Raw genomic sequence first — 21,160 nt, forward strand, 5'->3', positions numbered from 1 at the left:
AGCCGAGCCCGGCACGCTTCCAGACGAACACGCGCCGAGGTGCGCCTCCGCTAGCAGGATTCGAATTTCGCGCGAAATTCGAATGCGAACTTCGGCGCTCGAATTTCGCGCGAAATTCGAATGGTGATGCGGGGGCGAGGTCCTCGCCGTGCCGGGGCGGTGGCCGTGGTGAGCGCTACGGCCGGGGTGCGGCGGTCACCTCGTTGAGCAGTTCTTCCACGTGGCCTGCCAGCCGGCGGTTGTCCGCCGGGGCGATCGTGCTCCAGGCCTCCCCGGACGGGGACGTGGTGCGCAGTTGCGCGTAGCGGCCGAGGGCGGAGTCGAAGAACCCGACGACGCGCTCGGCCCTCTCGCGCCTGCCGTACCGGACTCGCGCGGCCGCACCGAACTGCCCCTGCGCCACGGCTCCGGCGACCATCTCGCCCAAGACCTCGGCGTCGTCGGGGCGAACACCGCGTCGTTGCAGCGCGGAGGCGAACTGCTCGGTCTTGTCACCCACCTCGTGGGCGGCGGCGTCGAGGACGTCGCTGGGCACCGACACCGACCGGCCCGGACCGGGAGGCAGCTCCGGCAGCGGCGAGATCGCCGCGCGCGGAAGCCCCGCGGCCGAAACAGCGGAAAAGCTCAGGTGATCGCCGTCCTTGACCACGAGCACGGCGCGCTCGCCGTCCTTCTCGGCGGCGGCCAGCACCCGAACGCTGCGCTGCAACCAGCTCCGCCCGTCGACCTCGCGGCCGGGTTCGGCGACGAGCCGCAGCATCCACGCCAGGTCGGCGTCGAGCTCACCACCGCTGATCAGGCCGCGATTCGACATCACGCGCCACGCGGAGGCGACCAGCTTCGCGCGTTCGGCGTGGGTGCGTCCCGGCGACGGGACCTTGAGGACCAGCGGGACGCCGTCGAGCTCCAGGTGCTCGGCCAGGACGTCGAATTCCAGCGCCGAGAGGCTGATCAACCTCTCGGCGCGTGCGGTGGTGTTCATCGACCGGGCTCGCCGCCGATCACCGGGCGCGAACCCGTCTGCTGCTCGCCGAAGAACCCGCCGTCACCCAGCTTCTCCGTGACCTCCCGCTCCACGGCCTCGTCGCGGCCGCCCTTGGCGCGCTTGCCCGACGCCCGCCCGGCGGCGGAACCGGCGGGCCGTCCCGAACGCCGGCCGTCCTGCTTGGCGCCGGGCGCGGTGGTGCCCGAACCGGTCCTGCCGGTCGGCGCACCGGTGCTCGGCGCGGCGACGGTCGGACCCCAGCTGATCGTCACCTGCGGTGATCCACCCGGCGCCCTGGACCCGCCCGCGGCCGGGGCGTCCACGACGACCTGCGGAGGTGGGGCGAACGAGGCCAGCGAAGTCGTGTTGGCCTGCGTGGACGCCTCGTAGGTGCGCATCACGTCGAACGCGCGCTGCTCAGCGGCGTGCTGCCGGGCCTCCTGGACCTCGTAGTCGGTCTGCCCGCCGAACAGGTGCGTGAGCGCGGTCGCCGCGGTTCCCGGGTCTTCGCTGGTCGCCTGCACCGGCGGTGGCATGTCCCTGCGGGCCTTGCTGATGAACTCCGCCTGCTGCTCGGCGCGCTCGCGCATGACCGTGCTCGCCTGCTGCGCCAGCACCGCCCACTCGCCCAGCGGGCGAAGCCCGGCATTGGCGTTGTCGGCCGCCGAGCCCTGCCAGCCGCTCTTCGCGGCGGCGACCGCGGCGGCCAGACCGCCGTCGATCTCGCCCAGCGCGCGGGTCAGCTCGCTCCAGCGGCGCACGCTGTCGGTCGAGCCGTGCGCACCCGGGCCCTCGTTGATCTGCGCGTGCAGCTCGGCGTGCTGGTATCCCTGCCATCGGTGGTCACCCATCGCGGATCAGCAACCCCCGCCCAGACCGGCCGCGCTGTCGTGGTCGATCTGCTCGTACTCGCGGCCGGCCTGCTGCAACGACTCCGCGGCGGCCTGCAGCTGGTCGCGGTAACCGCACAGCGCGGTCAGCGCGTCCTCACCGCCGCCCACCGATCGCTCGTTGAACAGCTCGGCCGCGTCCGCGCTGACCGGGTCCCCGGCCCACGGACGGATGCGGAGCTCGGTGATGGCGTGCTCGATCTGCAGCCCGACGGCGTCCAGGGACTCCTGCAGCGAGTTGACCAGACGCGGGATCGCGGTGGGCTCGACCTGCATCGAACCACCGGAACCCGCGCCGTACGGCTCGGTTAGCGGCACGTCGCCCCCTCCCACAGGTGAAACGTCCGCCGGACACTGTATCCGCGATCTGTAACGCTGTGGAGTCCTCCATACGCGGGGAGTGGCGTGGACCTCAGGGCGTCGACTCGGATGGCAGCTGCGTCGGGGCCTCCGAGCTGGAGGTTCCCGAGGCCGGCGGGTGGGCCAGCGTCCGCACCGCCTCTTCGGCGACCCGCTGAGCACCGGAGCACAGCTGGTCCACCGGCGGCGGTGGCTGGCCGCCGTCGTCGCGGTAGAGGACGTCGAGGTGCTGCCCCTCGGCCACGTCGACCGCCACGTTGCAGGACAGGTCGAGTCCCGGGGTCTTGATCACCAGCGCGGGGAACTGCTGCACGAGGATCGGCGTGGCCTCGACCTGCGCGGTGTCATCGGTCCACACCCGCATGCCCTCGGTGGTGATCAGCGCCAGGCGGGCGCCGACCTTGGCGGTGGTGTTGCGGTAGCTGCAGGTGGCGGCGTTGCCGAAGCCGGCGTCGGAGTCCGGCTGCGGTTCGCGGTCGAAGCCGAGCTGGTTGCGCTGGTCGGCGGTGAGCAGCTCGCACGGGTCGACGCCGTCCAGGCCGAGATCGAACGGCCTCGGCGGCAGCGACGGCGGTGCGCTGCTGACCGGTGCCGGTGGTGGCGGTGGAGGCGGTGCCGTGCCTGCCGTGGGCGCCGACTGCCAGATGCCGCAACCGGTGAGGGTGAGCGCGCCGAGGCCGAGCAACGCGCTGAGACGTCGCACCTCGGTGAACCGCGAGCTGTGCATGGGCCTCACCGTAACGAAACGTGGTCGCAGGTGACGGCAGGTCGTCACCTTCGTCGCCACACGAACCAGATGATCGCCACGGTCGGCAGCAGCAGCATCAGCCCGATCGGTCTCGCGACCACCACGAGCGCGAGCAGCAGCGCCACCGCGCCGACGGCCAGAGCGATGTTTCCCACCGAGGGCGCGGGGCGTGTCGTGGCGGGTGCCAGCTCGCCGAACGGGCGGGGTCCGGGCAGGTCGTCGAAGAGCACGTCGAGCTCGGAGCCGAACCGCGCTCCGGCCGCCAGCTTGCTGCGCTCGTCGTACTCGGCGAGCTCCAGGCGCCCGGCGGAGAAGTGCTCGCCGAGCAGCCGGATGGCCCGCTCGCGCTCGGGGTCACCGATGCGCAGGTCTTTTCCCCGCCGGCCGCTGTCCACGCGGCCCATCCTACGGATGGGCCATCACCCGAACGAAGTGCCGACGCGGGTTTCCCCGCCCGGTGCGCGCGATCACGCGCACCGGGCCGGTCCGCTCACGCCGTGGCAGGTTCCCGGTCGCCGATCAGCGGCGGCGTGCTGGGGGTGTCCAGCACCTCGTCGTCGAGGACGTTCTCGCTGCGGGCCACGATCACCGGCACGGCGATCTGGCCGGCGACGTTGGTGGCGGTGCGCATCATGTCCATGATCGGGTCGACCGCGTAGGCGATGGCGATGCCGGTGGCCACGACCTCGGGCGGGAAGCCCAGCGCGCCGACGGTCAGCGTCAGCATCGTGAACCACCCGGTCACGCCCGCGGTGGCGATCGAACCGAACACCGCGACCGCGATGATCGTCAGGTACTGCACCCAGCCCAGCTGGATGCCGAAGAGGTTGGCGATGAACAGCGAACCGATCGCCGGGTAGATCGCCGCGCAACCGTCCATCTTGGTGGTGCTGGCCAGCGGGACCGCGAAGCTCGCGTAGGAGGGCGGAACGCCGAGGTTCTCCGCGGCCTGGCGGGTCATCGGGAGGCTCGCGCCGGAGGAGCGGGAGGCGAAGGCGAACTGCAGGACCGTCCACGACTTGGCGAAGAAGCGGGCCGGGCTGACCTTGGCCACCAGCCCCAGCAGCAGCGGGTACACGGCGAACAGCACCAGCAGGCACGCCACGTAGGTGGAGCCGATGAGCTTGACCAGCGGCAGGAAGAACTCGTTGCCGTAGGTGGCCACAGCGTTGCCGATCAGGCCGAGGGTGCCCAGCGGGGCCAGCCGGATGATCCAGCCCAGCACGCGCTGGATGACCTCGAAGGCCGCCTTGTTGAAGTTCACGAACGGCGCGGCCTTGTCGCCGAGGCTGTAGGTGGCCGCGCCGATGATCAGCGACACGAACACGACCTGCAGGGTCTCGCCCTCGGCGAAGGCGCTGATCAGGTTGTCGGGCACCAGGCCGTTGAGCAGGTCCAGCCAGGAGCCCTGCGTCTTCTCGCCGATCGCCTGCAGCTTCGCCGGATCCGGCTCGATGACCAGGCCGCGACCGGGCTGGAACAGCCGGCCGACCACCAGGCCGATCACCACGGCGATCAACGACGTGATGGCGAACCACAGCGCTGTCTTGCCGCCCAGCCGGGCCGCGGTCCGGCCGCCGCCGAGCGAGCGGAGGCTGTTGATGCCCACCACGATCGCCGTGAAGATCAGCGGCAGCACGGTGAAGCTGAGCAGCTTGGTGAACGTGCTGCCGATGGTGTCCAGCGCGGTGACCAGCCATTCGGCGCCGGTCTGCTTGGCGACCCAGCCGAGCAGGGCGCCGAGCACCAGCGAGGCGAGCACTGCGACGGCGAACAACTTCGGGTTGAAGCGCAGGCGGGACCGCCCGGCGGTTTCGGACACAGGGATCTCCTGAAGTCGTGAAGGGTTGATGCGGCGAAGGGCGCGGGTCAGCGCCGGAGCGCGGCGGAGCGCCGCGTGGGTGAGTGCCCGAGCGAGGGCTTCAGCTCGGGCCGGAGGAGATCAGCGACAGACGCAGCTGGCCTGCCGTCGAAGATCGACGTGCAGGCGCGAGGTCAACAGCCACGGTCGCAGAACAGACATAGCGACCTCAATTAACCACCCGATCGAGCGATTAAGTCCCGAAGGTGGGGGAAATGTGCCCACGTTCACCCCGATGGCGGCCCGAGGCGACCGAATACCCCGGTGTTCGGGGTCATCACGGTTCTGACGGAGCCCGGATCACGAGGTGTTCTGGGGGCGGGAGGGACCTCGGGTCAGGAGGTGGGGGTGGTCCAGAGGTCGGTGATGCTGAGGCCGAGGTCGGCGAGGAGCCTGCGGGTGAGGGGGAGGCTGATGCCCAGGACGCTGGACGGGTCTCCGTCGACGCCCTCGATGAACCAGCCGCCGAACCCCTCCAGGGTGAAACCGCCCGCGACGTTGAGGGGTTCGCCGGTGGCGATGTAGGCGTTGATCTCGTCTTCGGAGGGGGTTCCGAAGCGGACCGTCGTGCCCAGGTGGCCGGAGGTGCGCTCGGTGATCTGCCCGTCGCGCACCCGGATGATCGCGTGCCCGGTCAGGAGCTCGGCGCTGCCGCCGGAGTTCTGGGCCCAGCGCTTGGCGGCGACCTCCGGAGTGCCGGGCTTGCCGACGATCTCACCGTCGGCCAGCAGCAGCATCGAGTCGCACCCGACGATCACCGCGTCGGGCTCCGCGCACTCGCCGGCGACCGCCTCGGCCTTGGCCTTCGCCAGCGCGGTGACCAGCTCGGCCGGAGCCGGATCGGTCAGCGACGCGGCCACCGCGTCCTCGTCGACGCCCGAGACCTGCACGAGCGGTTCGATCCCGGCGGAGCGGAGCACGGAGAGGCGGGCGGGCGAGGCGGAGGCGAGAACGAAGCGCACGCGCCCGATGCTAGTGCCTGGTCCCACACCGGCGGACGTGGTGCGGCGAGCCGGGAAGCGGATCCGCATAGGCTGAGCGGGTGAGTGCTGAAGTTCTGCTTGATGGAGACCGGCTGCGCCGACGACTGGTCGACGAGGGGCCGTATTCCGCGCTGGACGTGGTGGCCGTGACCGGCTCCACCAACTCGGACCTGGCCGCCGCCGCAGCTCGCGGGGCCGCCGACCGGACGGTGCTGATCGCCGAGGAACAGAACGCCGGGCGCGGGCGGCTGCAGCGGCAGTGGATCTCGCCGCGCGGCGCCGGGCTGTTCGTGAGCGTGCTGCTGCGTCCCGGCGTTCCGCCGTCGGCGGTGGGGTGGATGCCGTTGATCGCCGGCGTCGCCCTCGCCGAGACCGTCGAGCGGACCACCGGTGTTCCCGCCGTCCTGAAGTGGCCCAACGACCTCCTGCTCGGCTCGGGCGAGGACTGGCACAAGGGCGCCGGGATCCTCTCCGAGGCGGTCGCGGGACCGGACGGGATCGCGCTGGTCCTGGGCATGGGGGTCAACGTCCGGCAGCGGCGCGACGAGCTGCCCACCGGCGCGGGCGGCCTGCCGGCCACCTCGCTGGCGGCCGAGGGTGCCGACGTGGACCGGGAGGCGTTCGCGGCGGACCTGCTCGGTGCGCTCGCCGAGGTCGAGGGGCTGTGGCGCGACGCCGGTGGTGACGTGGTGTCCACCGGGTTGCTCGCCCGCTACCGCGAGCGGTGCCGGACCCTCGGCCAGCGCGTGCGGGTGGAGCTGGGGGACGGCGACCTGCACGGGGAGGCCGTCGACATCGACGACACCGGCAGGCTCGTGGTGCGCACCGAGGCCGGTCGGACCACGTCCGTCTCGGCGGGCGACGTGGTGCACGTCCGCCGGAGCTGAGAGCGTTCTCCACGTTCGGGCGCGCCCGGTAACGTGATTCGCAGACCGGCTTTCAGGGCTGAGGAAGGGGAACCGTGGCCTACCCGGACGGCCTGCTCCACGACGACGAGAACGTGGTCGTGCACAAGCATCCGCACTGGAAGATGCTGCTCGGCCCGGTGCTCGTGCTGTTCGTGGTGGTCGGTGGCGCCTCCTACCTGGCGGCGCTGGTGGCGACCACCCCGTGGCGACTGCCGGTGTGGATCGCGCTCGGCGTGGTGGGTCTGGTGCTGATCGTCTGGTCCACGCTCGCCCCGCTGGCCCGCTGGCGGACCACGCACTTCGTGATCACCACGCACCGGCTGATGGTCCGCGAGGGCGTGTTCACCCGATCCGGGATCGACATCCCGATGTGGCGGATCAACTCGGTGCGCTCCCGGCGCGGTCTGGTGGACCGCCTCTTCGGCTGCGGCACGTTGGTGGTCGAGTCGGCGTCGGACGAGCCGCTGGAATTCGATGACATCCCGCAGGTCGAGCTGGTGCAGACGCTGCTCTACCGCGAGGTTGGCGATGGTGTTGAACATCGGGCGCAGGAGGGCTGAATGGGACCACGTGAGCTGGGCTTGCCGATGCCGGTCGCCTCACCGGATCCGGCGGGACTGCCTGCCGAGGTGACGATCTGGGAGGTAGGCGCGCGCGACGGCCTGCAGAACGAGAAGGAGACGGTCCCGCTCGACGTGAAGCTGGAGTTCCTGCGGCGGCTGGCCGATGCCGGGCTGGCCGTCCTGGAGGCGACCAGCTTCGTGCACCCGAAGTGGGTTCCGCAGCTGGCGGACGCCGCCGAGCTGATCGACGGGCTCGACCAGGCCCCCGGCGTGCGGTTCCCGGTGCTGGTGCCCAACGAGCGCGGTCTGGATCGCGCGCTCGACGCGAAGGTCCGCGACATCGCGATCTTCGCCGCGGCGTCCGAGACGTTCGCGCAGCGCAACCTCAACAGCGGGCTCGGCGAGCAGTTCGCCATGTTCGAGCCGGTGGTGGGGCGCGCCGTCGGCGAGGGGATCGCCGTGCGCGGCTACCTGTCGATGTGCTTCGGCGATCCGTGGGAAGGCCCGGTCCCGGTCGAGCAGGTCGTGGCGACGGGCAAGCGGCTGCTGGAGATGGGCTGCCACCAGCTCTCGCTCGGCGACACCATCGGCGTGGCCACCCCGGGACACGTGGAGGCCCTGCTCCGCGCATTCGTCGCGGCCGGTGTCGGGGTGGACGAGATCGCGGTGCACTTCCACGACACCTACGGTCAGGCGCTGGCCAACACCGCCACCGCCCTCCGTCGCGGGGTGTCCACTGTGGACTCCTCGGCGGGTGGCCTGGGCGGCTGCCCCTACGCCAAGTCCGCGACCGGCAACCTCGCCACCGAGGACCTGATCTGGATGCTCGACGGTCTCGGCATCCAGCACGGGGTCGACCTCGGCAAGCTGGTCGACACCAGCGTCTGGATGGCCGAGCGGCTGGGCCGTCCGAGCCCCTCGCGGGTGGTCAAGGCACTGAGCTCGTGATCGCGCCGAGTCCGGTCCTGCACGCCGTGCAGGACCGGCCGGTGCTGGTCTGGCGCTGCACCCGCAAGTGGCTGGCGATCTCCTCGGCGCCCAGCGGCGGCGGCATCGGCCTGCGCGACTGGGTGTTCAACGCGACCGTGGTCACCGACTACGACCACCCCGACCCCTCGGCGCACGTCGACGAGATGGCGGCCGGACTCGGCCTGACCGGTGCGGGAATCGGCCTGCTCACCGCGGTGGACGTGCGGCACGAGGTCACCGCGACCGACGGCGGCGTCCGCGTTAGCGTGACCACCGGCGCCAACGCGCCCGTCTGGGCCGCGGCGCCCGTCGACGAGCAGGCGTGGGCACCGGGCACGATCAACGCGGTCTGCTGGTCACCGGTGCGCCTGAGCGAAGCGGCGCTGGTGAACGCGGTGGCGACCGTCGCGGAGGCCAAAACCCAAGCGCTGCTGGAATCCGGAGTCGCGGGCACCGGAACGGTCACCGACGCCACCGCCGTCCTCTGCCCGGCCGACGGCGACCCCGAGCCCTACGGCGGCCCCCGCTCCCGCGTCGGAGCAGCCCTGGCCCGCGCGGTCCACGCAGCGGTGACGGCCGGGCTGCGCGTCGAGCACGCGCGCCACGACCCGTCCTGAGGTCAGTCCTGCTCGCGGGTCCCGAACATCCCCACGAAGCTGAAGCGCAGCACCCGGTCCTCGCCGCGATCGGCGGTGCCGGTGATCTCCACCAGTCCCAGGTTCGGCTTGCTGCGGGAACGGCGCTGGCCGGTGACCTCCATGCCGAACTGGAGCACGTCACCCGGGAACACCGGGGCCAGCCAGGTCAGCTCGTTGCCGCCGGGCGAACCCTGCGAGGTCGAATCGGCGAGCACGTGATCGACGTAGGCGCGCATCCACAGCGACGCGGTGAACCAGCCCGAGGCGCACAAGCCGCCCAGCACCGAGTTGCGGCCCGCCTCCTCGTCGAGGTGGAACGGCTGCGGGTCGAAGCGGGCGTTGAACTCCAGCATCTCCTCGCGGTCGATCTCGGCCTTGCCCAGATCGAACGTCCGCCCCGGCGCCAGGTCCTCGTACGCGATGGTGGCCATGACGCCATCTTCGCAGCTATCAGGCGCGGACGGTGTTGAGAGGGTCCTCACAAGCCGCATCCGCGACCGGCGATTTCGGTGGCGACGAGAGCCGGAGGTGGTGAAAAGCGCCCTCGCGCGTGGAACCATCGAACCGTCCGCGCGTCCCACCAGGAGGGGCGCCGACCGCACGCGGCAGGGGAGGGCAGCGGCAGTGCCGACCGACCACAGATCTCAAGTGGAAGAGCTGATGGCCGACTACCGGCGGAGCCGGGAGCGGCTGTCCGACACCCGGCGCGACCTCGCCGCCGTCACCGCCACCGCGAGCAGCGACGACGGCCGAGTGCGGGTCGTCGTCGGCCCGCAGGGAGCGCTGCGCGAACTCGAGATCGCCGACGACGCAGCCCAGCGGATGCGACCGGCCGACCTCGCGGCCACGATCGTCCGACTCAGCACCGACGCCGCCCGCGCCGCCGCCGAACGCGCCGCGCACGTGCTCGCCGACGTGCTGCCCGCCGGAACCGACCCGGAACTGCTGCTCGGACCACCCCCGGAACCGGTGTCGCGCAACGATTCACGCCGGATCGACGATGATGCCGACGACGAGGACTTCTCGGACGCCAGCTGGTTGCAGCAGGGCCCGACGGGACGGACGTGACCATGGGCGGTTTCCGCAGCGACACCGAGCGGTTGACGCGACGGGCAGGTGAGTTCCAGGACCTGGCCGGTCAGGCGCAACGCATCGCCGACACCGTGCGGCAGGCCGTGGAGTCCGCGGGCGCCTGCTGGGGTGACGACGAGTTCGGCGAGCGCTTCGCCGCCGCCCACGGACCCCGCGCCGACGACGCGCTCGCCGCGGCGGGCGCGTTACCGGGCGAACTGCGCGCGCTGGGCCAGAAGTTCGCCGAGACCGCCGAGACCTCGCGCCGAACCGACTCCGACAACGCCGACGCACTCCGCCGGCTCACCGGAGAGGGGTGAGCGGCGTGGGCATCGAACTCCCGCCGGAACTCCGCGACGTCGCCGCCCGAGCCGGAGCCCGCTGGCCGGCCGCGGACGAGGACCTGATGCGCGACTCCGCCCACGCCTGGCGCGAAGCGGCGACGTCCCTCGACGCGCTCACCCGACACGCCGACGGCGTCGCGCGAGACGCGCTGAACTCCGTCGACGGCGAGGCGGCCGAGGCCGCCGGCCGGGAGTGGAACGGCTTCATCGCCGAGGACGGGCCGCTGCACGCCACCGCGAAGCAGTGCCAGGCCAACGCCGATCGACTCGACCACGCGGCCGAGCAGATCAGCACCGCCAAGGTCGAGCTCGTGCGCGAACTCGTCTCGCTGGCCAAGCAGACCGACGCCGCCGAACAAGCCGCCGCGACCGGAAACCCGCAGGCCCTGGCCGGTCTCGACACGGCGCTCAGCGGCGCGGCCGCCAACGTCGCCCGCGTCCACGAGACGTTGTCCACCGCGCTCGACTCCGGCGTCCCGGCAGCGGCGGAACGGGCCTCTGGTGCTCTGGCGGAAGCCGGCGCGGCCGCAGGCCATACGCTGGAACCGGAATCCGCAGTGGGCGGTGCGGAAGCCGGTGATGTCGGTGATGTGATCGAAGAAGCGGAACGTGGCGTGGCGGAAGCAGTCGGAGGTGCCCATGACACCGTCCGCGAAGCGGTTCCGGAAGGTGGGTTCGGCGCTCCCGCCGCTCCGGGCTGGCAGCCGGGAATGGCGGAAGCCGGAACCGGACCGATCCCGGTGATCGGCTCCGGCGGCCACGCCGGTGGGCGGCCCGACGAGGCGCCCAGCACCGCACCCCAGGCCTCGCACGCGGCCTGGGCACCGCAGCCCGGCCAGCAGCCGCCGGCACCCGCACCGGCAGCAGGTTTCAACCCGCCCCCACCCCCGCCGCCGCAGCAGCAGGGCGGTTACGCCGTCGCCGGAGGCCCCGCGGCCCCGCCACCCCAGCCGGGCGCGGCCGCCGCGCGCCCACCGCAGCCACCCCCGGTCAACCGAGGACCGATGGCCTTCGGGCAGGCCGGACCCGCACCGCAGCCGCCGAGCGGCCAGCCCCAGCACGTCCAGAACCAGCCCGCGTCCCACCAGCAGGTGCAGCGCGGAGCACTGCGCCCGCTGCCGCCGCAAGCCCAGCCGCCGCAGGCCCCGGTCGCCCCGGAACCGCAGCAACGGCCGCTGCGCCACGGCCCGCGCAACGCCGACGTCGTCGCCTTCGTGCTGCACCAGTTCCCGATCGGCTACATGCCGGTCGCCGCCGACCAGGCCAGCCGCCAGCTCCCGGTGCACGACGCGCCCGAGAACCGCGAGGGCTTGAACTTCCCGCCGCAGGACCACCCCCGCTCCGACCTGGTCGACGACACCGACGCCCTGCGCCGCGCCCAGAACACCGCGCTGTACGAAGACGCGCGCCGCAACCGCTCCGAACCCGCCGAACGCCCCACACCCCCGCAAGAACTGCTCGCCACGCACGAACCGCTCGGCGAGCTCAGCGAACTCGACTGGGAACGCCGCTACGAGATCCGCGACGGCGAGAACACCCGGCACCGCTGGCCGCAGGCCGAGGAGTTCCCGGAAGGCGGGTTCGAACCGGGCGAGGCCGCGGTGCTGGAACCGGACGCGGTGATCGACCTGCTCGGCACCGGCGACGGACGGCTCTTCTGCGCCGCCGCAACTCCTTTCGCGCACCGCTCGCTGCCTCCCGACCACGCCGAGCGGGACTACCGGCGCTACCGGCTCTTGCGGCCGCTCCCGGTGTGGCGGTCGGTGGCCGCGCCGTGGTTCGAGCAACCGGGCCGCGGAGTCCGCTACCGCACCACCTATCCTGCCGCCGACCTCGTCGGACTCGGATACCTGGTGGAACTGACCAAGTCCAGGGAGCTGTCGGAAGCCTCCACGCTGCGCCTGGTGCTCACCGGCACCACCGACGGCGAACCACCCCCGGACGAGCACGATCGGCAACAGGAGAGCCCGCGATGAACAGCGAATCGGTACTCGGCTGGCTGATCGCGATGGGAGTGCCGGAGGAACTGGTCTCCATCGGCGCCGAAGCCGACGACGCCTGGTGCCTGCTGCGCACCGAGTCCGAGAGCGGACCGGGCTGGGAGGTCTTCTGGCGCGAGCAGGGCAACCGCTACGACTGGGCCAGCTTCAGCAACGAGCAGGTCGCCTGCTTCTACCTCTTCGGGCGGCTCACCTGGACTCAGGCTTTGCGCGGTGTCGTGGGGCCGGTGGATGTCACCAACACTCCACCCCAGGGGACTCCTGTTGTTCGGTGAGTCCTTCTGGTGGCCGGAATCTGAGCAACGTTTGGGCTCCGGGGGTTGGGATTTTTACTGCCACTACTCAGTGGTTCCTTTGCTTGGCGGTGCTAGAAGCGGAACCTGAGCGGCTCTCTGGCTCCGGGATCCGAGACTTGTGTATGTCCAATACACGGCGCTACGGCTGTCCTCACCAGAGAGCCGCTCAGAACCCGCGGCGGTGCCGGTTGCTTTGTGGGGGTAGTGAGAAACCGGCTTCGCCGGTTGCCTGACGGTGGTAGGGCTTCTGGGCTTCTGGGCTTCTGGGTAGTGGGTGTTGGGTATCTGAGTAGTGCTACGGATGTTCGGGGGGTTTGTTGGCTGGAGCATGTCGGCATGTCGCAACCGCACCAGGGGGACACCCTCCAATTGGTCGCGGGTGAGCTCGCCGCGATCGGGCAGCGCCTGTCGTACCTGGGCAGCGTGCTGCAGACCGAGGCGGCGACCCGCCCCCAGGACACCTCCGCGCAACCGGCCGCTCCGCAGCAGCCGCCCGCGGAACCGCTTCCCGCGCCCCCCGCGCAGGCCGTGGCCGAGCCTCGACGCCGGATCAGGCCGGACCTCGAACCGAGCCGCGTGCTGGCCTGGGTCGGTGGCGGCGTCACCCTGCTCGGCGTGGTGTTCCTGCTGGTCCTCGCCGTCCAGCAGGACTGGCTCGGCCCGGCCGCGCGCATCACCGGTGGAGCCGCGCTCGCCGCGCTGCTGATCGCCGCCGGTTGGTGGGTGCACCACAAGGCCGCCGAGCAGCGCATCGCTTCGATCTCCCTGGCCACCACGGGTTTCGCGGCCATGTTCCTCGACGTCGTCGCCGCGACCGCGCTCTACGGCTACCTCCCGGCCCCGGCGGGGCTGGGCACCGGCCTGCTCGTCGCGATCGGCGGACTCGTCCTCGCGGACCGCTGGCAGGCGCAGCCGTTGGCGATCGGCGTCGTGCTCGGCTCCGCGATCTGCGCACCGATGATCACCCAGGGCGCCGACGCGCTGCTGATCGGCTTCGTGGTGCTGCTGCAGGTCGCCGCCGCCCCGGTCCAGGTGCGACGCGGCTGGGGCGGACTCGCGCTCGCCGCGGGCATCCCGACCGTGCTGGCCGCGCTGGTCGGCGCCTTCTGGGGGCTGGCCTTCCCGAACCCCGTGCTGGTGCCCGCGATCCTGGTCGCCGCCGTGCTGGGCGTGGTCGTCGCCGCCGTGATGGCCGGTTTCCGGCCCGCCGCCGAACGCACCGCGATAGGCCTGCTCGTCGCCGCACCGACCCCGTCGTTCCTGGCCGGCCCGTTGCTGCTGGAACGAGCCGAGGCCACCGCGACCGGCGCGGGCATGGCGCTGCTGCTCGCCGCGATCTGGGCCGTCGGCCGCTACCTGCCCGCCTTCGCCGACTGGCTGCCCGGCCGCTTCCTGGCCGCCGTCGGCGCGATGGCCGTCGTGGCCACCGGACAGGCGACGATCACCGCGCTGGACGCGTCCAGCTGGGCCACCGGCCTGCTGTGCGAGGCGCTGCTGCTGACCGCCGCCGGGCACCTGCTGCGGCGCGGCGGAATCCTGCTGGGCGCCGCCTGCTACGCGGTGTTCGGGTTCTTCCTGGCCCTGGCCAACGAGGTGCCGATCAGCGCACTGCTGTTCACCGACGAAGGAACCGGCGTGGCCGGTCTGGTCGCGGGCCTGCTGATCGCCGTGGTGGCGGTCGCCCTGCCCACCGCAGGGGTGCGGATCGGGAAGGTCGCCAGCCTGCCGGCCTCGCTGCCGCTGTGGGCCTCGGCCGCGCTGGCACTGCTCTACGGCACGGCCAGCGCCACGATGGCCGCGTGCCTGCTGGTCAGCGAGTCGCGCGGAGCGTTCCTGACCGGCCACATCCTGATCACCCTGTGCTGGGTGGTGTTCGCGATCGCCCTGCTGCTGCGCGGAGTTCAGGTGCGGCACCTGCGCATCGGCGGCCTGGTGCTCACGGCCGTGTCGCTGGCGAAGCTGCTGCTGTTCGACCTGGCCACGCTCGACGGCTTCGCCCGCGTGATCGCGTTCCTGTGCGCAGGACTGATCCTGCTCACCGCGGGCGTCGGCTACGCCAGACTCCTCACCCGCCAAGCAGAACCATCGATCTAGGTCTGTTGAGGAGAGCGGCGGTAGCCGCTGTTTCAGGTGCGGGACTCAGCTCGCACCGCCGCGGGTTCTGAGGCGGTTCTCCTGTGAGGACGTGTCGACGTGGTGTATTGGCATACATGAGTCGGCGCGCCCGGAGCAGGAGGGCCGCCTCAGGTTCCGCTACCCGCACCGGCGAGCAAGGTGATTCCCCAACAGTTTTCAACGCTCCAGCAGGCGCAGGGCTTCGTCGTGGAGGTGCCCGTTGGTGGACAAGCCGTTGCCGCCGTCGTAGCGGGCGACGCCTGCGAGGTCGGTGAACCTGCCACCGGCCTCCTCCACGAGGATCTGCGCCGCCGCCACGTCCCACGGGTTCACGATCGGTTCCGCGGCGATGTCGATGACGCCCTCGGCGACCAGGCAGTGGTGCCAGAAGTCGCCGAACGCCCTGTTCTCCCAGCAGGCGTCGATCAACCGCAGGTAGGACTCCCGCGAGTGGTGCTCCACCCAGGTGCCCAGGTGGGTCGTGGACACGTAGGCGTCGGCGGTGTCGCGCACCCCGGACACCGAGATCCGCTCGGGCTCGCCCTGGCCGGTCCGGCACCAGGCACCTTCGCCCGCGGCGGCCCACCAGCGCTTGCCCAGGGCCGGGGCGCTGATCATGCCCACGATCGGGCGCTGGTGGTCGACCAGCGCGATCAGGGTGGCCCAGGCGGGCACGCCGCGCAGGAAGTTCTTGGTGCCGTCGATCGGGTCCAGCACCCAGGCGCGCCCGTCGCCCGTCGTGCCGCCGCGCTCCTCACCGGCGACGACGTCACCGGGACGGTGCTCGGCGAGCACCTCGCGCACGGCGTCCTCGACGGCCAGGTCGGCGTCGGTCACCGGGGTGCGGTCGGGTTTGCGGTCGACGCCGAGATCGCGGGCGCGGAAGCGCGCCGTGGTGATCGAGTCGGCAACATCGGCCAGCTGCTGGGCGAGATCGAGATCGCTGGTCACATCCCCAGACCCTAGTCCGTCGCCACCGGCGACCTGGCGAGGGCGGTGATCCGCGGGGCCTTTCAGGTCCTGCCAGCCGCACCGCTGGGCGAAGGAACTTCCGCGCAGGCTCTAGTCTGGGATGCGTGAGCGTGGTGTTGCTGGCAGAAGATGATCCGGCCATCGCGGTGCCGCTGTCCCGGGCGCTGCAACGCGAGGGCTACGCGGTGAAGGTGATCGCCGACGGTCCGTCGACGCTGCACACCGCCGCCGAGGGTGGCGTTGACCTGCTGGTTCTCGATCTGGGACTGCCGGACATGGACGGCCTGGAAGTGTGCCGCAGACTGCGCGCGCAGGGCCGCGGACTCCCCGTCCTGATGCTCACCGCGCGCACCGACGAGGTCGACTTCGTGGTCGGCCTGGACGCCGGTGCCGACGACTACGTGGCCAAGCCGTTCCGCCTCGCCGAGCTGATGGCCCGCATCCGCGCGCTGCTGCGCCGGGGCGCGCCGGAAACGGTCGAGGCCTCCGGGGTGCGCCTGGACCTGACCGCCCGCCGGGTCCTGGTCGACGAGCACGAGGTGCAGCTGGCGAACAAGGAGTACGAGCTGCTGCGGGTGCTGATGCAGCACGCGGGCCAGGTCGTGACCCGCGAGGAGATCCTCGAAGAGGTCTGGCCGGAGTCCGACCGCAAGGGCAGCAAAACCCTCGACATGCACATCTCCTGGCTGCGCCGGAAGCTCAGCGACAGCAACGGCCGGCTGGACGAGACCCGCATCGCCACCGTGCGCGGCGTCGGGTTCCGCTTCAACTCGGACTAGGAGCGGCTGAGGAATGCGGCGAAGCCGCTGTTTCAGGTGTGGGACTCAGCCCGCACCGCTGCGGGTTCTGAGCGGTTTCGTGGCGAGCACGCCGGGACGCCGTGTATTCGCGTACATCAGGAGCGGCGCACGGAGTCCACGGAGCCGCTCAGGTTCTGCCACCTGCACCGCTAAGCACAGCAACCCCATCAACAGGATTTAGATGCGTCGCCGGATCTTGCAGGCCACCCTGCTCGCAGTGGCCGTCACCACGGTCGTGCTGGGGCTCCCGCTGGGCTTCAGCGCGCTCAAGCTCGTCCAGGACCTCACCGGTGCCGACCTGTCGACGCGGGCGCAGCAGATCGCGACGCTGCTCGACGAGCAGGTCGCCAACCAGCGCCCGATCGACCTCAACGCCGTGCGGCTGGCGGTTCCCGGGGGAGCCCGCCTGGTGGTGCGGACCCAGGCGCACGACTACGTCTACGGGCCCGATCCCGGTGAGGACCCGCTCGTCCAGAGCGTGCCGATGGTGCAGAGCGGCACGGTGACCATCGCCGCGCCCAGCGCTCCGGTGCGCACCCAGCAGCTCCAGGTCGCCGGGCTGGTGCTGATGCTCGTGGTCCTCTCCGCGGGCACCGGCATGATCGTCGCCTCGGTGACGGCGCGACGCCTCGCCGATCCCCTCCGCCACGTCGCGTCGAGGGCCGCGCGGCTCGGCGCGGGTGACTTCCGGCCCGATCCGCAGCGGCACGAGGTGCCCGAGCTCGACCGGGTCGCCGACGCGCTGGACGCCTCCGGCGCGGCGCTGTCCCAGCTGGTGCAGCGGGAACGCGAGCTCGTCGGCGACGTCTCGCACCAGCTGCGCAGCCGCCTGACCGCGCTGCACCTGAGGTTGGAGGCGCTGGCGGCGGTCGACGACGCCGACGTCTCGGAGGAGGCGGGCGCCGCGCTGGAGCAGGCCGAGCGGCTCTCCGCGGTGCTCGACGACCTGCTGGCGGCCGCGACCGCGGCGCGCGCCCGCGACGCCGAACCGCTCGACGTGACGAGCCTGCTCAACCAGGTCGCCGACGAGTGGCGCGAACCGCTGCGCAACCACGGCCGCACCTTGCGGCTCAAGATCGGTGACGAGCTGCTGGCGCGCGCCACCCCGGCCCGGCTGCGGGAAGCGATCGGCGTGCTGCTGGACAACGCGCTGCGGCACGGCGAAGGCCCGGTCACGCTCACCGCCAGGCACGGCGGTGGCACGGTGCTCATCGAGGTCTCCGACGCCGGGTCGGGCGTGCCGGACGCGCTGGTCCCGCACGTCTTCGAGCGCGGTTTCTCCGGGCACGGCTCCACGGGCGTCGGTTTGGCGCTGGCCAGGGCGCTGGTGGAGGCCGACGGCGGTCGCCTGGAGCTCAGCCAGGCCCGGCCGGCGATGTTCGAGGTGTTCCTCAGGGTCGCCCGCGCCGACGACGTGCTGGGCCTGCTGTGGAAGCCGGAACCCACCCCGCGCTGAGCCTCAGCGGGCCAGCGCTCGGTCGTTCTCCGGGGCGTCCTCTTCGTGATCGGTGGGGAAGACCCACTTGCGGAAGGCCCACCAGCGGAACGCCATGCCCAGCAGCAACCCGACGATCTGCCCGGCGGTGAAGTCGGCGATCTCCTCGATCAGCCTGCTCGTGTAGGGCGTTTGCAGGTGGAGCACGTAGCGGGAGACCCACAGCGGCGCGGAGTACAGGCCGACTCCGATGCCGCTGATGATGAAGTACAGCGTCGCTTCGTGGTGCCTGCGATGACCGCCGCGCGTGCGGAACGACCAGTCGCGGTTGAGCACGTAGGACACCAGCGTCGCCACCAGCACCGCGATGACCTTCGAGGTCACGGGTTTCGGCGAGAGGATCGTCAGCTTCAGCGCGTAGAAGATGCCCGTGTCGATGAAGAAGGTGATCGCGCCGACGACACCGAACTTGAGCAGCTCGCGGTACCGAAACGCGAAAGCCCGGTACGGCTGCGGGACCCGCGCCAGCACCGAATCTGCAACGGACACCCCTCAAGTCTACGGAGGCGCCGCGCGTCCCTGGGCCAGGACCGGAGTACGCCACCTCACTTCCAGTCGCTCGTCCCGGCCTCGATCAGACCGCGGATCGAGGCCGGGACGAGCGACTGACCAGGTCAGGAACCCGAGGTGGGGGTGCTCGACGTCGTGGTGCTCGACGTGGTGGGTCGGGTCGTGGTGGACGAGGACGGCGGTGCGGTCGTCGTCGACGGAGGCGGCGACGAGCTCGGAGCCGGGCTCGGCGTCGTCGTGGTCGGCGGCGGTGCTGTCGTCGTGGGCGGCACCGCGGTCGGTGACGGCTGCGGCGGTGGAAGCGGGCGCTCGTGCGACGGCGGGCTGCAGGGCCCGTGCTCCCACGGACGGTCGTGACCGTTGCCGTGCCCGTTCCCGGGCGTCCACGGCGGCTCACCGGTGTGGCCCGGCGGCCACCACGGCGGGCAGTCCGGCCCGGTGCTGGTCGTCGTCGACGTGGTCGTGCCGGTGGTGGTCGGTGGCGGGGTCGGTTCCGGCGGCTTCGGCGGCCACCAGGGAGACCACAGGTGCAGCGCCACGGCCTGCCGATCGGTCGCTTCGCCCAGCGTCGCGGTGATCGGCAGCCAGACGTCGTACCGGTGACGGCCGTCGACGGCCACCGCGTCCTGACCGTGCAGCGGCCACCACGGGTGGCCCGGGTGCTCGCGGTCGCTGGAGACCCACAGCTCCCGGTAGAAGCCCTCGCGCGGAGCGAGACCGTCTTCGGCGCAGGTCACGAGGCGTCCGACGGAGGTGCAGCCGGTCGGCACGACGTCGGCCTCGACGCCTTCGGGCAGCTCGGCCACCACTTCCGCGCGACCGGTGCTGGTGCCGGTGTTGCGCACCCCGATCGCGACCCGGCTGATGTCCATCCACGGCTGGTCCCACGCCCAGGCGTGGAGATCGACCCGGTCGACGGGCTTCGGCGGGGCCGGCGGTTCGGGTTCGGGTGCGGGCTGCACGATCACCGGAACCGCGGGCAGCCGCAGGTCGATCTGGCCACCGGCGGTGATGGACACGGTGATCTCGCCGCCGGTCGCCGTCTCGTCGGCCCGCACCAGGTGGTCGAAGACCATCGACTCACCGGGCTGCAGGCCCCGGTCGGTGGTGCAGGTGATGGTGCCGGTCTGACCGTTGCAGCGCACCGCAGGAGCACCGGCCGCCTGCGTCCGCACCGAGGCGCTCTGCGGCGACGTGCTCGCGGGCGTGGTCGACGCTGCCTGGGGAGCGGTGCTCGCCGGGCCGGACACGGCCGCCGGGAGCTGCGCGGTCACGCCCGGCGGCAGCGCCATCGTCGAGGTGAGCGGCACCGAGGGGCCGGTGCCGCTGTTGGTCACCCGGATCGGCACCGACACGGGTGCACCCCCGGCGACCAGCTGCAACGGCTGCGAGGGGCCGGTCGCGTTGAGCGAAGGCGTCACAGCCGGAGGGGGCGGCGGAGCGGGCGCCGGGGCGGGCGCGGGAGCAGCGGGCGGCGCCGCGGGAGGAGGCGGCGGCGGAGCGGGCGCCGCAGGCGGTGCGGGTGGTGCCGGTGGCGCGGCAGGGGGAGCCGGTGCCGGCGCGGGCGGTTCCGCGGCGGGCGGAGGGGCAGGCGCCTGCGCGACCGGGATGGACTGGTCGGCTCCCGAGGTCATGGCCACCGCGATCGCGGCCGCCAGCACGGCGGATGCGACACCGGCGGTCACCGCCTGGCGAGGACCCGAGCTGGCCGCGTCCCCGGCGGCCGCACCGGCACCACCGGCGGAGCCGCCGGCGACGAGCGCCCCGGCAGCGGTACCGCCGGAGGAAGCCGTGGCGAGGTAGCCGGTGGCGGTGGCGCCCAGGACCAGCGGCGCGATGATGACCCGCAGCGCACCGTTGACGTCGGCGAGCTCGGCCGCCAGCGCCCGGCACCGGTCGCAGGTGTCCAGGTGGGTCTCCACCTGCGCGGTCTCGCGCTTGGACAGACCCCCTCTGGTCCACGCGCCCAGCTTGTCGACGGCGGCCCGGCACTGCTCGACACCGGAGCCGGACGCTTCCAGCTGTCCCAGGTGGACCTGCAGGTAGGCCTGCCGGAGCCCTTCCCTGGCGCGGTAGGCCAGCGCGGACACGCCGTTGGACGTCAGCCCGAGCAGCGGGGCGACCTCGGCGGGCGACTGCCCTTCGATCTCGACGTGCCAGAGCACGGTCTGCCAGCGCTCCGGCAGCCGGGAGAACGCCTGCGCGGCGAGCGTGCGCTCTAACCCGTCGACGGCGGTGTCGGTGAACGGCACGCTGACGTCGGCCCCGGAGACCTCGGCGACGTCGTCGGCCAGCTGCACCTTGCGCTCGCGCCGGGTCCGGTCGTAGGCGCTGTGCCGCAGCGCGGTCAGCAGGTAGGCGCGGAACGCCGTGGTGGGACCGCGGCCTTCGCGCAGCGTGTCGAGGACCTTGGCGAACGCCTCGGAGACGAGATCGTCGGCCTCGGCCGGCGACTTGGCGACCTGGCGGGCCATGTTGTAGGCCGCCGCCACGTGCCGCTCGTAGAGCTCGCCGTAGGCCTGCGACGAACCGCCGCGCACCTCTTCCAGAAGCTCACCGTCGCTGGAGCCTTCGATTTCCGCTGGAACAGTCGCCACGCCGCACCTTCCTCCCCGCAGGGGGCATGTCCTCGTCAGTCCTACCTGGGAGCTC

23 protein-coding genes are annotated in these 21,160 nt (G+C 72.1%); 11 read left to right on the forward strand and 12 right to left on the reverse strand.

Going from position 1 to position 21,160, the window contains the following annotated elements; genetic code table 11:
* Nucleotides 1-175: 175 nt before the first annotated feature.
* The 8 genes from AB0J91_RS23975 to AB0J91_RS24010 form a co-directional block, all read right to left on the reverse strand.
* A complete protein-coding gene (locus tag AB0J91_RS23975; protein WP_363872740.1) occupies nucleotides 176-982 on the reverse strand; it encodes an ESX secretion-associated protein EspG in 807 nt (268 codons plus the stop codon).
* On the reverse strand, nucleotides 979-1,836 hold the full coding sequence (locus AB0J91_RS23980; protein ID WP_363872743.1) for a PPE domain-containing protein: 858 nt from the start codon (nucleotides 1,834-1,836) through the stop codon (nucleotides 979-981). Before AB0J91_RS23980 ends, AB0J91_RS23975 begins: the two co-directional genes overlap by 4 nt.
* Nucleotides 1,837-1,842: 6 nt before the next feature.
* On the reverse strand, nucleotides 1,843-2,193 hold the full coding sequence (locus AB0J91_RS23985) for a hypothetical protein (protein ID WP_132686579.1): 351 nt from the start codon (nucleotides 2,191-2,193) through the stop codon (nucleotides 1,843-1,845).
* 94 nt (nucleotides 2,194-2,287) lie between these two features.
* Nucleotides 2,288-2,962 carry a DUF3558 domain-containing protein gene (locus tag AB0J91_RS23990; protein WP_363789830.1) on the reverse strand — a complete coding sequence of 225 codons (675 nt, stop codon included), beginning with the start codon at nucleotides 2,960-2,962 and terminating at the stop codon, nucleotides 2,288-2,290.
* Between the two features lie 44 nt (nucleotides 2,963-3,006).
* Nucleotides 3,007-3,378 carry a DUF1707 domain-containing protein gene (locus tag AB0J91_RS23995; protein ID WP_363872746.1) on the reverse strand — a complete coding sequence of 124 codons (372 nt, stop codon included), beginning with the start codon at nucleotides 3,376-3,378 and terminating at the stop codon, nucleotides 3,007-3,009.
* Nucleotides 3,379-3,473: 95 nt separating this feature from the next.
* Complete coding sequence (locus AB0J91_RS24000; protein ID WP_363872749.1) at nucleotides 3,474-4,805, reverse strand: dicarboxylate/amino acid:cation symporter; 1,332 nt, start codon at nucleotides 4,803-4,805, stop codon at nucleotides 3,474-3,476.
* Nucleotides 4,806-4,925: 120 nt separating this feature from the next.
* Nucleotides 4,926-5,006, reverse strand: a complete 81-nt coding sequence (locus AB0J91_RS24005) for a putative leader peptide (protein WP_363872896.1) — start codon at nucleotides 5,004-5,006, stop codon at nucleotides 4,926-4,928.
* Nucleotides 5,007-5,179: 173 nt separating this feature from the next.
* Nucleotides 5,180-5,806 (reverse strand): nucleoside triphosphate pyrophosphatase, encoded by a 627-nt coding sequence (locus AB0J91_RS24010; RefSeq protein ID WP_363872752.1) that lies wholly within the window; start codon nucleotides 5,804-5,806, stop codon nucleotides 5,180-5,182.
* Between the two features lie 80 nt (nucleotides 5,807-5,886).
* On the opposite strand from AB0J91_RS24010, the gene AB0J91_RS24015 reads away from it, so the two are divergent.
* The 4 genes from AB0J91_RS24015 (at nucleotide 5,887) to AB0J91_RS24030 (ending at nucleotide 8,884) form a co-directional block, all read left to right on the forward strand.
* The gene (locus tag AB0J91_RS24015; protein WP_363872755.1) at nucleotides 5,887-6,714 is read left to right on the forward strand and encodes a biotin--[acetyl-CoA-carboxylase] ligase; all 828 of its coding nucleotides are present in this window, start codon (nucleotides 5,887-5,889) and stop codon (nucleotides 6,712-6,714) included.
* Between the two features lie 74 nt (nucleotides 6,715-6,788).
* A complete protein-coding gene (locus AB0J91_RS24020; protein WP_363872758.1) occupies nucleotides 6,789-7,295 on the forward strand; it encodes a PH domain-containing protein in 507 nt (168 codons plus the stop codon).
* Complete coding sequence (locus AB0J91_RS24025; RefSeq protein ID WP_363872760.1) at nucleotides 7,296-8,246, forward strand: hydroxymethylglutaryl-CoA lyase; 951 nt, start codon at nucleotides 7,296-7,298, stop codon at nucleotides 8,244-8,246. It begins immediately after the preceding gene.
* Nucleotides 8,243-8,884: an adenosylcobinamide amidohydrolase gene (locus AB0J91_RS24030; protein WP_363872763.1), complete on the forward strand. Its 642-nt coding sequence runs from the start codon at nucleotides 8,243-8,245 to the stop codon at nucleotides 8,882-8,884. Before AB0J91_RS24025 ends, AB0J91_RS24030 begins: the two co-directional genes overlap by 4 nt.
* Nucleotides 8,885-8,886: 2 nt before the next feature.
* On the opposite strand, the gene AB0J91_RS24035 is transcribed toward AB0J91_RS24030, so the two are convergent.
* Nucleotides 8,887-9,336 (reverse strand): MaoC family dehydratase, encoded by a 450-nt coding sequence (locus AB0J91_RS24035; protein ID WP_363872766.1) that lies wholly within the window; start codon nucleotides 9,334-9,336, stop codon nucleotides 8,887-8,889.
* Nucleotides 9,337-9,553: 217 nt separating this feature from the next.
* Here AB0J91_RS24035 and AB0J91_RS24040 point away from each other — a divergent pair, with 217 nt between their 5' ends.
* From AB0J91_RS24040 to AB0J91_RS24060, 5 genes are all read left to right on the forward strand, one after another.
* The gene (locus AB0J91_RS24040; RefSeq protein ID WP_363789818.1) at nucleotides 9,554-9,973 is read left to right on the forward strand and encodes a YbaB/EbfC family nucleoid-associated protein; all 420 of its coding nucleotides are present in this window, start codon (nucleotides 9,554-9,556) and stop codon (nucleotides 9,971-9,973) included.
* 2 nt (nucleotides 9,974-9,975) lie between these two features.
* Entirely contained in the window at nucleotides 9,976-10,296 is a 321-nt protein-coding gene (locus AB0J91_RS24045) for a hypothetical protein (RefSeq protein WP_363872769.1), read from the forward strand.
* 5 nt (nucleotides 10,297-10,301) lie between these two features.
* Complete coding sequence (locus AB0J91_RS24050) at nucleotides 10,302-12,296, forward strand: TNT domain-containing protein (RefSeq protein ID WP_363872772.1); 1,995 nt, start codon at nucleotides 10,302-10,304, stop codon at nucleotides 12,294-12,296.
* Nucleotides 12,293-12,595 (forward strand): hypothetical protein, encoded by a 303-nt coding sequence (locus AB0J91_RS24055; RefSeq protein ID WP_363872775.1) that lies wholly within the window; start codon nucleotides 12,293-12,295, stop codon nucleotides 12,593-12,595. The genes AB0J91_RS24050 and AB0J91_RS24055 overlap by 4 nt, the downstream gene beginning before the upstream one ends.
* Nucleotides 12,596-12,952: 357 nt before the next feature.
* Nucleotides 12,953-14,710: a DUF2339 domain-containing protein gene (locus AB0J91_RS24060; RefSeq protein WP_363872777.1), complete on the forward strand. Its 1,758-nt coding sequence runs from the start codon at nucleotides 12,953-12,955 to the stop codon at nucleotides 14,708-14,710.
* A gap of 198 nt (nucleotides 14,711-14,908) precedes the next feature.
* On the opposite strand, the gene hisN is transcribed toward AB0J91_RS24060, so the two are convergent.
* Entirely contained in the window at nucleotides 14,909-15,682 is a 774-nt protein-coding gene (gene hisN, locus AB0J91_RS24065) for a histidinol-phosphatase (RefSeq protein ID WP_363872780.1), read from the reverse strand.
* Between the two features lie 125 nt (nucleotides 15,683-15,807).
* On the opposite strand from hisN, the gene AB0J91_RS24070 reads away from it, so the two are divergent.
* Nucleotides 15,808-16,482 (forward strand): response regulator transcription factor, encoded by a 675-nt coding sequence (locus tag AB0J91_RS24070; RefSeq protein ID WP_363789812.1) that lies wholly within the window; start codon nucleotides 15,808-15,810, stop codon nucleotides 16,480-16,482.
* A gap of 202 nt (nucleotides 16,483-16,684) precedes the next feature.
* Nucleotides 16,685-17,959 (forward strand): ATP-binding protein, encoded by a 1,275-nt coding sequence (locus AB0J91_RS24075; RefSeq protein WP_363872783.1) that lies wholly within the window; start codon nucleotides 16,685-16,687, stop codon nucleotides 17,957-17,959.
* A 3-nt stretch (nucleotides 17,960-17,962) separates the two neighbouring features.
* Here the strand turns inward: AB0J91_RS24075 and AB0J91_RS24080 are convergent, their stop codons facing one another.
* Together AB0J91_RS24080 and AB0J91_RS24085 are read right to left on the reverse strand one after the other, a co-directional pair.
* Nucleotides 17,963-18,487: a GtrA family protein gene (locus tag AB0J91_RS24080; RefSeq protein ID WP_363872786.1), complete on the reverse strand. Its 525-nt coding sequence runs from the start codon at nucleotides 18,485-18,487 to the stop codon at nucleotides 17,963-17,965.
* A 125-nt stretch (nucleotides 18,488-18,612) separates the two neighbouring features.
* The gene (locus AB0J91_RS24085) at nucleotides 18,613-21,105 is read right to left on the reverse strand and encodes a sigma-70 family RNA polymerase sigma factor (RefSeq protein ID WP_363872789.1); all 2,493 of its coding nucleotides are present in this window, start codon (nucleotides 21,103-21,105) and stop codon (nucleotides 18,613-18,615) included.
* Nucleotides 21,106-21,160 lie beyond the last annotated feature (55 nt).

Source organism: Saccharopolyspora sp. NPDC049357 (assembly GCF_040677225.1).
GTDB lineage: Bacteria > Actinomycetota > Actinomycetes > Mycobacteriales > Pseudonocardiaceae > Saccharopolyspora.

Coding starts and splice junctions, on each gene's coding strand:
- AB0J91_RS23975 (WP_363872740.1), bottom strand. CDS start 982: ATGAACACCACCGCACGCGCCGAGAGGTTGATCAGCCTCTCGGCGCTG.
- AB0J91_RS23980 (WP_363872743.1), bottom strand. CDS start 1,836: ATGGGTGACCACCGATGGCAGGGATACCAGCACGCCGAGCTGCACGCG.
- AB0J91_RS23990 (WP_363789830.1), bottom strand. CDS start 2,962: ATGCACAGCTCGCGGTTCACCGAGGTGCGACGTCTCAGCGCGTTGCTC.
- AB0J91_RS24005 (WP_363872896.1), bottom strand. CDS start 5,006: ATGTCTGTTCTGCGACCGTGGCTGTTGACCTCGCGCCTGCACGTCGAT.
- AB0J91_RS24025 (WP_363872760.1), top strand. CDS start 7,296: ATGGGACCACGTGAGCTGGGCTTGCCGATGCCGGTCGCCTCACCGGAT.
- AB0J91_RS24035 (WP_363872766.1), bottom strand. CDS start 9,336: ATGGCCACCATCGCGTACGAGGACCTGGCGCCGGGGCGGACGTTCGAT.
- AB0J91_RS24045 (WP_363872769.1), top strand. CDS start 9,976: ATGGGCGGTTTCCGCAGCGACACCGAGCGGTTGACGCGACGGGCAGGT.
- AB0J91_RS24055 (WP_363872775.1), top strand. CDS start 12,293: ATGAACAGCGAATCGGTACTCGGCTGGCTGATCGCGATGGGAGTGCCG.
- AB0J91_RS24060 (WP_363872777.1), top strand. CDS start 12,953: ATGTCGCAACCGCACCAGGGGGACACCCTCCAATTGGTCGCGGGTGAG.
- AB0J91_RS24075 (WP_363872783.1), top strand. CDS start 16,685: ATGCGTCGCCGGATCTTGCAGGCCACCCTGCTCGCAGTGGCCGTCACC.